A 13,050-nucleotide genomic window follows, 5' to 3' on the forward strand; every position below is an offset into this window, starting at 1 on the left:
AAATATATTATAAAGTCATTGATGATGCCGGAGGACCGGCAGCAGCTTGTATGAACAGACAGTCAGGTGATCAAGTCTTCGGAATTCTATTTTCTAGCTATCTTTTAAAAATACGAAGGGGTTATGATTTGATTACTGAGATGTAAACCTTGTGGGAACGAATAAGTAACAACTACAACAAAGATTCAACTACTGCTGCATTTTTAAATATTTGTCTACCGAATGTTTTCCTGAGCCATAAAACAGAAAAAAAATACAAACTATCAAGACAAAAGAGGATAAAAAGAGGTTGGCAGGTATCATCTCCCCAATAAAATTTATTAATACAGCTCCTATAAGAATCGGTAATTGCGCTAGAATTGCCCAGCGCGTTAAGAGTCCGAAGACAATTAAAAAGCCACCGACAAAGTGTGCAGGCGCTATATAATGAACAAGTACTACGTCACCGATTACCGATCGTATAGGATCATATAGATTTATAAGCAAGCGTATATTGGACATAAAGAAAACTCCTTTATAGAATAAAAAAATACCTAAAGCAATTCGCAAAAGATCAAGAGGATAATACGTATGAGCATTAGCCCATTTGTTGAGTGATTTTATATAGCCCATGATAAAATCGGTATTGGTTGTATGACAATAAGATACAGATTTTTGAATGATAACTTAGTTAATTTTAATTTAAAAATGAGCTTAATATTGTAACCGTTCATCTGTAGTTTGTTTGAAGCTGAAGCTTTTTAACGCAATTCTTAATTCTTTGCTGGATATTTCTAACGATCTGATAGTATATGTTTTATGATTTTTGTCATTACATTGTCGCATTATTGTCAGGTGTTTTTCCATAGTATTTATTGCGTATAGTAAGATTATTGCAACGAACTATTTGCAATCAAATTCAATATGAAAAAATACACCTTAATTTTAACCCTTATCGTATGCTTTTCTATACATATGGGTTTTGCTCAAGTAAGCAAAGACTCTTCACTTTTTTTAGCCCTCAAAAAAGCCGATAGCCTTCTTTTCGAGGAAGGATTCAATCAGTGCAATTTTAAAGCCTTAAAAAAAGTGCTACATGAGGACTTGGAATTTTTTCATGATCAAAATGGTATTCAGAATTCAGAGCAGTTTTACCGATCATTTTCTCAAAGTATTTGCTCAAATAAAAATTTTAAACCTATTCGAAAATTGGTAGAGGAGACCTTACAGGTATTTGTTCTTAAAAGTAAGGGTAAGGTTTACGGAGCAATTCAAACCGGTAAACATGTATTTTATATAAAAGAACCGAACAAAGCATTGTATGCGACGGAGCAGGCACGGGTTACCAATACCTGGCTGTTAGAAAACGGAATATGGAGACTAAAAAGAATCTTGAGCTATGAACATAGACCCCCGGAAGCAGCATATGGACCTAAATTTGATGCCGAATACGTACACAAACTGTTTGACAAGGATGTTCAAATAGAAGATTTATTAAGAAAACATAAAATTCCGTCGATTGCTATTGGGTATATCAAGGACGGAGCATTACAACAACTACGAACCTTTAGTGTTCAAAAAAAAGGCGTTCCGGTTTCTTCAAAAAGTGTCTATAAAGTAGCGTCTCTGACCAAACCTATTGTGGCTATGGTAGTATTAAAGTTAATCGAAGAAGGACAATGAAATTTAGACGAGCCTGTTGCTACCTACCATGTTGATGAAGATATAGCAAAAAATCAATACCTTAACCAACTTACTACGCGGCATATCTTATCACACCAGTCTGGTTTTCCAAATTGGAGGTATTTGACAGCTGATAAAAAATTATCGTTTCAGTTTGCACCCGGAACACAATGGCAATATTCGGGTGAAGGTTTTGAATATCTTCGGAAAGCGATCGAGAAAAAATTAAAGCGTCCCTTTGAAGACATAGCACGCGAAACGTTATTTGAACCCCTTGGAATGCATAACACGTATTTTAATTGGAATGGAACTATCGATGAACAGCTATATGCGGTGGAGCACGATGAAAATGGAGATCCTATACCCTTCGAAAAATACACGCAGACCAACGCTGCGGCAAATTTGATGACTACAGCAGAGGAGTACGCTATATTTATGATACACATTCTAAATGGAGCCGGACTGTTTGAAAAATTGTACGATGAATTTTTTAGAACTCAAAGCCATGAGAAAAATGGAATTGATTGGGGCTTGGGCATGCAACTATTACCAGAATTACCTAACAATGAGGTAGCTTTTATGCACACAGGTGGCGACTACGGAACCAAAACAATCGCGATCGGTTTAAAGAACTCAAAACAAGGGTTGGTGCTCTTCTCAAATTCAGAAAATGGCATGGTGCTTTGGCAGAAGATTATTTCGGAGTATTTTGGAGAAACAGGCAAAGAAATTGTTAGACGAAATTTAGAATAAGATAAATAAATGAGAAGTTATTTTTAGCTATTCCCAAAGCTTCTGTATCACTTGCGGTAGATTTCGCAGAGTTTCAGGGAGCTTTGAATTCGTTGCTGATGGTTTCGCAGAATTTCAGAGTGCCTTGCATCAGTTGCTGATTGTCTCGCAGAATTTCAGAGTGCCTTGCTTCGGTTGCTGATGGTTTTGTTCTTTTGCGAAATGACTTTGCATCGGTTGCGGACGGTTTCGCAGAATTTCAAAGAACTTTACATCGGTTGCTGATTGTTTCGTTCTATTGCGAAATGACCTTACATCACTTGCGGATCCCGTTATCACTGGGTTTGTCGATTTTTGTTAAAATTTGGAACCTAAATTTAAACATCTTAAAAACAACTCCTTTCCCTGGCAAGGAAAGGTGGCCAAGCGCAGCACGGACAGAAAGGGTAGTTAACGAATTTTGAATGCCAAATTATGAATATCGAATATCGAAGTAAAAATTTTAATTTTAAAATGCCAAATTTAAAATTTAAAAGTGTTTTTTTAGATATCTATTATTATAAGCTTGTTATCAAATCGTTGTCACCTCGAACGGAATTGAGAGGTTGAGCATTTCGCTGAAGATTAGGTCTCGACTGTAGTTTATCCTGAGCGCAGACGAAGGGCTCGACCTGACAGATAGGAACTATCAATAGAATTTTATAAAAAAGATATATCACAAAACAACTCCTTTCCCTGGCAAGGGAAAGGTGGCCAAGCGCAGCGCGGTCGGAAAGGGTAGTTGACGAATTTTGAATGTCGAATTGCGAATATCGAATATCGAAGTAAAAATTTTAATTGTAAAAAGTAAAATTAAAAATATTAAGGTTGAAATTATAAGTTGAAAAATAAAGGGAGTCCTGCTTCCTGAATTCAAACTACTTTTATAATTGGGTTAAAAACCCAGCCAAGCTACTTCAAGATATTTAGTGCACCAGCTCATTGATTATATGAGGATAATTTGCATTACGATTTTGAAATCTAAGAATGGAATCTTTTATGATGACTCCTTGATCAACGTTGATAGCATTTTTGATCGTCATATTTTTATTCCAACCCTCGCGACCCAAGATTACTGATGGTAAATGCACAATTAATGCAGCAGAAATAGACCTGGACGCGCTCTCCCAGAAATAACTTGGGGTATGATCTACTGCGTAGTAATCAATTTTATCAATGGCTATGATAGGGTTTTTGAACGTGGTGGGTTTGGCAAAATAAAATCCCATGCCTTCATCACAACTCACATCTATTATTAGTGTACCGGGTTGAAGCATCGCCTTTTCATCGGCTGTTACGTAATCAATGGGATCATCGGTATCCTGATAAGTGCCATTGATAATAATTTCAGATTCATTTATCACATCGAGTAACGGGCGTTCTGAACCATCGTGTTCAACCACAATTAATCGAGGTTCGTTCTTATTTCCTTTTCGTAGTCGCGTATAATGTACATCTAACACTTCTTCTCTAACCTCATGATCCGGTCGTTGAATACAAATCGTAATATCTCTAAAACCATGTGCTTTTAGAGCATAAATAGCACCTCTACTCACTGCACCAAAACTAAAAATAATCACTTTGCGTTGATTGCCATAGTGACCATCAATCCCTTTTAATTGTAGGGCATGAATCACTGCACTATATCCGGCCATTTCGTTATTTTTATAAAAGGTATGTCTTCCCATTTGTCCATTGGGATTCCATACATACATATCTTCAAAAGCGATTAAGGTTAATTTTTTATTGATAGCTGTTTGTGTGATTTGCATTTGTTGCGCACAATGTGGATAGCCCCATAGGATACCGCCGTGTTTAAACGCTTCTAGATCCGATAAAACAGGTTTAGCAATAATAGCAGCACCGATTTCCGATAATATTTCATCACGTGTCGCAATTCCGCCGGTTAAGTCGCTAATTTCCTCATCTTCGATGTTGAATGGTACGCCGTAGCCTTTCTCAAAGATGAGTTGTTTGCGAATATATTCGGGAAGTCTGTTCAAATGTGCCGGATGGATAGGTACACGTCTTTCATCCTGTTTTTTTGAAGTGCCGATGACACCCATTTGTAATAAAGCCATGCTCTTTAGATTGAAACGTATTGCAGAGTAATGACGTGAGCAACGCGTTAGATTAGAATCACTATTAAATAGTTTTATGCTAGCAATCAGGCATTAAGTTGGCTACTAGAGTTTTATTAGTCAAAGTAAGAGCTTAAAAAAGCCTTAGGAATTCGCTGAAGCGTTGCGAAGAGACAATTAATATCAAATGATACATACTACTGTAACAAAGATACTTTATTAAAAATCAGTAAAAGCAAAATATCAAAGTAATTGCATCAACCCAATTCTTTTCTCAACAGAGAAAAAGTACTAAGCACAGCGCGGTCAGAAAGGGTGTTTTAAAATGTAAAATGACAAACTTTAAATATAAAATTTAAAAGTGATCCATACTTGACATCATAGTTTTCCACTTCAAATGGGCAACCTATATCATAAAAGTACATTTCCAGCCCACCTGAATGACATATCGCGTACGTACCGAAAATATGTGATCGTGCGGGATGATTCATGTCATCCCGAGCGGAGTCGAGGGTTGGGCAATGCAAAAAAGAATAAACATCAATTGAATTAAGAAGATAAAACGCAAGATACTATAAATGAAAATATCCTATTTCCTGAATCATATCTGCTTTAACTCACCTATAAAACTCATCTATTGCCTCGTGCCTAGTAACTAATGCCTCAAAAAATCGTCTATTTCAAATAAAATCTGTAGCTTAGTCTTTGTTAAAACCAAATTCCCACCCCGCTTAGTGACGTTTTGGTACTTTTTAATAATATGATTATCAAAGTATAATTACCAAACGGTGTTTATATGACAGTGTTAGTACCAATTAAACAAAATTATGAAAAAATTAATTATTATCCTGTTGTTTTTTAGTTCTTTAGCTTCTTATTCACAAATAAAATACTACACAACAAACGGTAAAAACAGGTTGACCGAAGCAGAAATAAAAGAAAAAGTTTCTGAAAGGGAAATTGAAATTGAGAAGACTTATGGACAAAAATTGTTTGCCAGTTTGACCATAGACGAAACTGAAACTAAAAAAGACTCAATCATTTCTAAAGTTATTTTTAAATTCACTAAAGAAAAGCAAAACAAATTGTTTAATTATGGACCACTATCAGAATTTAAAAACAAAGAATTTCCAAAATTTAACTTGAATACATTAACAAATGGAAAAATTGATTTAGAAAAATTAAAAGGGAAACCAACTTTGATAAATTTTTGGTATATGAATTGTGCGCCTTGCATTGAAGAAATGCCAGTTTTAAATAAAATTAAAGAAAAATACAAGAATGACTCCAATTTTATTGCTATTACATATGAGAAAAAAGAAGATGTTGCAAAGTTTCTAACAAAGTATACTTTTAACTTTAAACATCTAATCGATTCTAAAGGTTTTATAGACCATTTAGGTATTAAAGAATATCCTATGAATTTGTTTTTGGATAAAAATGGAATATTAAGATATGTGAAAGGTGGAGTTCCATATGAAAGCAAAAAAGGAGAAGAACCTAAAATGAGTGATGGTAAAGGATTTATCGAAATTATTAAAGAGCTAAAATAACTGTGACTAATTACTAAGCATCAATGCGATCGGTACGACCGAGCATAAATCCTGTGTTGACTAAATCGGGGCGATATTTGTTAGTACGTGGATTGGTATGAGTTTCTATAGATCATAGTCATGTCTATGAACTTCTTATGTTGTCTCAAGATTCATGTCGCACTTCGATAAACTTTGGCCTTTTTCTTTAGCAGTAGCTTATCTCAAATAAAAACTTTAGTTTAGACAAACACATCAACAATCACCAAATTTCGAATGATATATAAAAAAGTAACTATAGAAACAGAACGTTGTATCATACGCGATATTGAGGAGACTGATGCACAAGGAATGTTTGAACTTGATTCTGATCCCGAGGTTCATGAGTTTTTAGGGAATAAACCCATACAAACCATTGAAGAAGCCAAACAAATCATTGCTTCGATCAGAGCGCAATATGTCAAAAATGGAATTGGGCGTTGGGCGATTATTGATAAAAAAACAAACGATTTTATTGGCTGGACCGGACTAAAATTTGAGCACGGATTGAGAAAAGAATTTGACTACTATGATTTGGGCTATAGACTCATAAAAAAATATTGGGGTAAAGGTATTGCTACTGAAACAGCACTCGCATCGCTAAACTATGGGTTTGAACAACTTAAGTTAGAAGAAATTGGCGCAGCGGCTGATATTAAGCATATAGCATCCAATACAATCTTGAGAAACCTTGGTTTGCAATATGTTGATCAATTTGAATATGATGGTGTACCTCATAATTTTTATAGCCTCAAAAAAACTGAATGGATACGAATGCAAGGTTACTAACGGTAAATTGAACTATGTCTTTTGACGCTAAGTTCGCTACTTATAATTCCTCCAATCAATAACATCTCACAACAAATTTAGGAGTATTAAAACCAAAAACACATGAATAAAATCATAGTTATAGCACTATTGGCAGTAGGGTTATTATCCTGTAAAAACACCTAAAAGGACAGTGATAGGGTCGCAATTGCAAAACAATACTTTGAGGTTCTTGATAAATCGGACTATTCCAAAATGTCTAACTGGTTTGGAGATAGCTTACAAACGATAGAAGGAGAACAAAGTATTACCTATGCTATTAAGAATTATTTGGAACTTTTAAAATGGGATGCTGTATTTGATCCGAACTATGAAATCCTTGAAATTGAACAAAAAGGCGATGTAGTTATTGCAAAAATTTCGAAGATGACAAAAGAATCCTGTTTCTTCACGAAAAACCATTTATAACAAGTCAAACTGTTAGGTTTCAAAACGATAAAATAATCAGCGTATGTAAATTTTGACCATCCAACCTGGGATAAAAATAAAAATAGTCTCTTGACTTGGGTAAATGAAAATCATCCTGAATTGATTGGGTTTTTATATGATCAAACTGGAAAAGGAGGATTGAAGTTTTTAATAGCAATTGAGCTTTACAAAAACGAAAATAGAGATATCTAAAAAACGGCTGCGAAAAGGATAAAACTATATAGCTTGAACTAATTTGTAAAGACATCTAGATTTGGCTCTAAAACTTAAAAAATCAGAAGCAAAAAAAGAACGTTGTATAGACTAGACCTTAACTAAGGGACTGTTTAAATAATAAAATATGTTGTACACTATAGAAAATGAAATGCTCACTTGCACTATTGAATCAAAGGGAGCAGAAATCCGTTCTGTTAAGAATAAGGCAACAGGAGAGGAGTACATTTGGCAAATAGACGATACCATATGGGGCAGTAGCTCTCCTGTTTTGTTCCCGGCTATTGGGAAGATAAAAGAAGATAGAATTCTTTATAATGGAAAAGCGTATGCCATGCCAAAGCACGGTATTATTCGAAATAATGATCAACTTAGTTTTGAGAGACAAGGAGTGGCTAGCTGTGCTTTTACCCTGACAAGTTCGAAAGAAACCTTACATCAATATCCATTCAAATTTACATTTTCAATAGAGTATGCGCTTATAGAAAAGCGTTTACTCATGACATATAAAGTAGTAAACCGTGACACCATTCCTATGCAATTTGCTTGTGGTGGACATACAGCCTATGCGTGTCCATTAAGTGAAAACATACATTTATCCGATTATGTGATCGAATTTGCAAAGCCCTTAAACCTTGAGGCCAATGTTTTGGCTGTATCAGGATTGCTATCGGATCACAGAAGAAAGATCAATAGTAATAAAGGTATACTTCCACTTTCGGATACTTTATTCGATGATGATGCTTTGGTATTCGCCAACATCGCATGTGATTCAGTACGACTGCGTAAAAAGAGCGATACCAAAGGAATAGTCGTTAACTTTAAAGACTACCCTCATCTGGCGTTATGGTCCAAACCATCAGCTGATTTTGTATGTATAGAACCTTGGCTCGGACTTCCGGATAGAGAAGATGAAGCTATCGAATTGACAAAAAAAACTGATTACAAAACTATAGAGCCTGGTGCTGAATTTTCAATTGCTATTGAAACGGAAATTGAATACTAGTAGTAGAATAAAACATGTTTTTACAGTTTCGTTTTTTGAATATAAATTCACTTTAAAGCAAATACAACAAATTACCAATACCCACAACACCCGTTAAACAGCCCAGAATAAGATCCATTTTGGTTGCGATAAAAGTGAGTTTTTCTTCGATTTTTGGGGCCAACTTTGCATACAACGCGTATAGCGAAAAAGAACCTGCTGTAGAACCTATGGAGAAGTATAAACTATTCAGAAAAGAGTATTCAAAATATTCCAATCCTATTAAAAAAGAAATGGAGGTAAAATAAAAAGGAATGGCAAAGGTGTTGAGTAATGACATGCCTACGCCATGTAAATAGGCCTTGGACTTGTCAATTTCTTTTTTCTTTTTGAGTTTTTTGGTAGTAAAGTGTAACCTGAAAAAATTAAGAGACAAAAGGAGTAAGATTCCTGTCCCTACTTTTTGAATGCTGGTAATATATTCTGAATTTTTCATTAAGATGCTAGATAGATAAGCACCTATATTGGCTTGAAAAAAAAGAACAGTCGCAAAGCCTCCAATGAGATACAAGGCAGATTTTCTTCCGCTTTTTAGACTGAATTTGACAACAGTTAGATTCAAAAAACTTGGTACGATACTTCCGGAAGACGCAATCACAAATCCCAAAAGCACAGAGGAAAGAAATATCATAAAGTTAGTATATATGCAAATAAACGACTTAAAGCGTTAAATGGTTCTAACCATAAACTTATAATTTGGTTAAAATATGTTATACACTGCTTTGCGAGGATTTATTCTTTTGGTTTATCATGCAGCAGCACCTTTATATTGCTTCTATTACACTGCTGTACTTGGGAGCATTAATTAATGTGAAAATGTTTGATGAACGCTGACAAAATATCTTAAAAATTCTTTGAAAAAAATCCAATTATCTTATATTACCAACCTATCAAAAGTGAATACAATTATGCAAGAAAATAAGGTCTTAGATTATATAAATGAAGTTGTAAACAACATGCCGTCTGATTGGTTAGGCTTAACAACACATCGACTTGATATATACGATGAACAATTAGCTAAAACTCAGTTTATAGATGGATTTGAAACCTTATTTAATACTAACAATGCGCAGACATCAGCGCTTAGCGAGTTGCCTACAGCCTATGATTACATTCGACTGGGACACCCCTTATCATGCGTTTTGGAGTGGGGGATAGCTCGTTTGAACAATTTGCACCCCAATAATGTAATTAGTTTTTCGTCCGTAACAGTACCTATACTGGCAGTGCTTAGGACTAATTTATTAGCTAACAAAAACACTCAGATCGTTTATAAGGATAGGTTACCGAATTCTTTTGACGCTGACACGCTGCAGCGTGTATATGGCTATACCTTTAACTTAAAAAAAATAGAAAGTATCGATGCTCTCGAAGCATTTGATGGCAGCACAATTTTTGTTTCCGAACAAACAGATATCGCTGCTGTAAATCTTCAGAAAACTATCGATTTTCATGTGAGTACGCATACCAATCTGGGTAGTGTTTTGGTAGTTAATGGGGAACGAAATGAAGCGTATGTTTCAAAAGTTCAGCATGTACGAAGAAGAGAGACTATTGCTATGACACCGATTAACTGTTATGCAGCGTTACAAGCGTTGGTAGCACAATCACCTTTAGAAATTAAGAAATCTAACGTTGAAGCAAATAAAGCAGCTGTTTTAGATGCAATCACAACCATAACCGGAACAACAACAAAACCATTAGTTGGTTCGAGTGGGTTGTCAGTTCAATACGCCATTATGATGGGACTTATTGATGATGCTATAGAAAATTACAAAGGTAAGGCTATCAAGTTCGTTGTACCACCTAATTGCTACGGAGGTACGAATGATCAGGCAAGACGTGTTGCTGCGACTCTGGAGAATGTAGAAATTGTGGATTTACCTGTTGATGGTGATAATGATATGGTAAAAAGTATTGCTACCGTATTAGAGACAATTGCTAATCAAGATGCCATTCCGTATATCATAGCAGAAATTCCGACCAATCCCAGAGTAGAGGTTCCGGATCTGATCCAATTAAAAAATGTATTGAGTGAAGTTCGCAATACTGCCAGCGGTGCAGTAGCTGTGGATCCGGTTTTTATTTTGGATCAAACCTTTTGTCCTAATGTACAGTTTCTGGGTGAAGGGAATATACTCTCAGATGTTAGAGCCATTTCGTATGCCAGCGGATCAAAATTTCCGAGTGGTGGACAAAGCACGGCAGGATATTGTGTAGGGAATGATAAAACCCAAAACATGATGAAAAAAATAGAAAAGCATCTGATACTTTGTGATAATGAGGCTACACAATTACAGTATGAAATACTAGCCATGCAATTGCCGTCTATGAATCAAAGAATTGAGAAGGCATATAAAAATACCCGTGAGTTTGTAAACTTTATCGAAGAAACCTTACCGGAAGCTAAAATCAATTTTGTTTCTCATGCATTGGCTGAGCAAGGATTTACACCCTCGGTGTTTTCATTGGATCTTCCTACCAAAGGTGCTACTGCCGAGGAAAGGGAGCGTTATAAACGTGCATTAAATCATACATTGATTAATTTAATGATTACAGAAATCCCGGAACAAAGTAAGTACTGTGTAAGCTACGGACAATTAAAAGGTTGTTATTGGACGATACCGGCTACCTCTACACAAGGAACGACCAAAGAAGGAGACAAAGATTATATCGCTCGTGTAGCACTCTCTCCGAATATGGATCTAAAACGACATAAAGAAGTGTTTTTGGACTTTGTCAAAAGTATTTGATATTGAAATAAGTATAAAAGAGATTTTAATTAAAGAATAAAACTTTCGGAATAACATCTTAAAGCAGCTCCTTTCTCTTGTCAGGGAAAGGTGGCTAAGCATAGCGCAGCCGGAAAGGGTAACTATTCAATTATGAAAGCAGAATTATAAATGTAAAATATAAAACTGCAAAAGTGAAATTTTAGAGGTTTCATAATAGATTAGTGATTAAGCAAGAGATATTAGCTATTACGGTAAGTTTACCACTTACAAGTATACACTAGAGAATGTAAGATAATAGAATCTAAATGAGTAAATGTCCTTTAAAAACTTTAGTATAAAAAATGAAGTGAAAGCAGTGGCTACAGGAAATTGGTTGAAAACTAAGAGTTGTAACGTACCAAAAAACATAATAAACACTTGTGTAGCACAAGTTAGTTAGCCTGTTTAATTTCATGTAACGTATTGAACAATATTTTTAGCTAAAAATTTTTTAAGACTAGACCTTTCCCGCCCACCTGAATTGCTCTTTGGGCAGGTACCGAAAATATGCGTTCGGGCGGGTTGATTCTTTATTGGGCAATGCAAAAAAGAATAAAGAACAATTGAGCACTAAAGTCAGCATTCCAAATGTAAAATACTAGAGTTTAAAGAACTCTACTCCTTTCCCTTGACAGGGAAAGGTGGCTAAGCAGTGCGCAGCCAGAAAGGGTAGAAGGTGAATTTCAAAAAAATCATCCAAAACAAAAGAAATCTACAAAATAACAAAGGAGCGCATTTGCTCAAATTAAATCCATGGCAAATAAAAAGGACATACTAAACCCCAAAAAGTTATTCGACATATGCAAGAACAGAGTATACTGAAATCCATATGATACTCTAATATATCCGTAAATCAAGGCACTAACTAATTGAGGTAAGGTTAGAATGGGAAGTAAGAGAATATTAGTCCAGTTTATTTCGTATTTTGAATAATGCATCCAAGCGAAAATCAAACAAGAAATATAATAAATACTTTGAAAATGCTGAACCCATAATTTATTTAATATATCCGTGAAAGACTTAATATGGATGATAAGGTAAGCAATTATTGCTGCTATAATAGAGAAAATTACTCTTTTCAAAAAACTTTCATCTATTGCACTTAATTTAGTGTGAAACACAAGTTTAGTCAGAGTATAATAACAGAATACACCCGATGTCACAGTAAAATAAAAAGGTTTAAATTTAAGCGAAAGTCTAAAAAGTACTTCTTCAAGAAGAGGTAAAATTACTACACCAACTATTAATAAAGCGATTGGCGTAAAACGTTCAGACATATTTGCTTTTTGTATATTTTCTGGATCATAGACAATGGCAAAAAATAAAACGACGGGTATTAGGAGTAGTGTTTTTATTATTAGTAAGCCTATAGTGTCATATACTTTCTGCTTAGTGGTTTTTGAGACATTCCTTTCATTTTTAGGATTCCGTATAAAGTTAATAAACACTTTAAACAAAGAATAGTAATAGGTAGGCTTAATAAAGGGGTAATTCATATCTGTTATTTATACTAAAGACGATGTAAGCAATAATTTATTACTTAGAATAGAAAAGGCAGCGCTATATTGCGAATATTTAATAGTATTTGTAAAGTGCAAAATATAAGATATTTTGCACTTTGTATTCTTTTCTTGCCGTCCTATCTACAAATTTACAAGCAATCATTTTCATGAAGT

9 protein-coding genes and 1 pseudogene are annotated in these 13,050 nt (G+C 34.8%); 6 read left to right on the plus strand and 4 right to left on the minus strand.

What is annotated here, in order from left to right; translation table 11 throughout:
• Window positions 1-189: 189 nt before the first annotated feature.
• Window positions 190-612: a DoxX family protein gene (locus tag BD809_RS11890; protein WP_148783203.1), complete on the minus strand. Its 423-nt coding sequence runs from the start codon at window positions 610-612 to the stop codon at window positions 190-192.
• A gap of 342 nt (window positions 613-954) precedes the next feature.
• Here BD809_RS11890 and BD809_RS15880 point away from each other — a divergent pair.
• A pseudogene (locus tag BD809_RS15880) lies at window positions 955-2,415 on the plus strand (serine hydrolase).
• Window positions 2,416-3,359: 944 nt separating this feature from the next.
• On the opposite strand, the gene BD809_RS11905 reads toward BD809_RS15880, so the two are convergent.
• Window positions 3,360-4,514: a N(5)-(carboxyethyl)ornithine synthase gene (locus tag BD809_RS11905; protein ID WP_148783206.1), complete on the minus strand. Its 1,155-nt coding sequence runs from the start codon at window positions 4,512-4,514 to the stop codon at window positions 3,360-3,362.
• Between the two features lie 827 nt (window positions 4,515-5,341).
• Between BD809_RS11905 and BD809_RS11910 the strand changes: the two genes are divergently transcribed.
• From BD809_RS11910 to BD809_RS11925, 4 genes are all read left to right on the plus strand, one after another.
• Window positions 5,342-6,067: a TlpA family protein disulfide reductase gene (locus BD809_RS11910; RefSeq protein WP_148783207.1), complete on the plus strand. Its 726-nt coding sequence runs from the start codon at window positions 5,342-5,344 to the stop codon at window positions 6,065-6,067.
• 255 nt (window positions 6,068-6,322) lie between these two features.
• Entirely contained in the window at window positions 6,323-6,874 is a 552-nt protein-coding gene (locus tag BD809_RS11915) for a GNAT family N-acetyltransferase (protein WP_148783208.1), read from the plus strand.
• Window positions 6,875-7,108: 234 nt separating this feature from the next.
• On the plus strand, window positions 7,109-7,321 hold the full coding sequence (locus BD809_RS11920; protein WP_148783209.1) for a hypothetical protein: 213 nt from the start codon (window positions 7,109-7,111) through the stop codon (window positions 7,319-7,321).
• A gap of 361 nt (window positions 7,322-7,682) precedes the next feature.
• Window positions 7,683-8,561, plus strand: a complete 879-nt coding sequence (locus tag BD809_RS11925) for an aldose 1-epimerase family protein (protein ID WP_148783210.1) — start codon at window positions 7,683-7,685, stop codon at window positions 8,559-8,561.
• A 52-nt stretch (window positions 8,562-8,613) separates the two neighbouring features.
• Here BD809_RS11925 and BD809_RS11930 read toward each other — a convergent pair whose 3' ends face one another.
• Window positions 8,614-9,231 (minus strand): LysE family transporter, encoded by a 618-nt coding sequence (locus BD809_RS11930; protein WP_148783211.1) that lies wholly within the window; start codon window positions 9,229-9,231, stop codon window positions 8,614-8,616.
• Between the two features lie 277 nt (window positions 9,232-9,508).
• Between BD809_RS11930 and BD809_RS11935 the strand changes: the two genes are divergently transcribed.
• Window positions 9,509-11,353 (plus strand): PLP-dependent aminotransferase family protein, encoded by a 1,845-nt coding sequence (locus BD809_RS11935; RefSeq protein ID WP_148783212.1) that lies wholly within the window; start codon window positions 9,509-9,511, stop codon window positions 11,351-11,353.
• Window positions 11,354-12,114: 761 nt separating this feature from the next.
• Here the strand turns inward: BD809_RS11935 and BD809_RS11940 are convergent.
• Window positions 12,115-12,870, minus strand: coding sequence for a hypothetical protein (locus BD809_RS11940; RefSeq protein ID WP_148783213.1), 756 nt, complete (start codon window positions 12,868-12,870; stop codon window positions 12,115-12,117).
• Between the last annotated feature and the right edge of the window lie 180 nt (window positions 12,871-13,050).

This window comes from Aquimarina intermedia (genome assembly GCF_008124785.1).
GTDB lineage: Bacteria > Bacteroidota > Bacteroidia > Flavobacteriales > Flavobacteriaceae > Aquimarina > Aquimarina intermedia.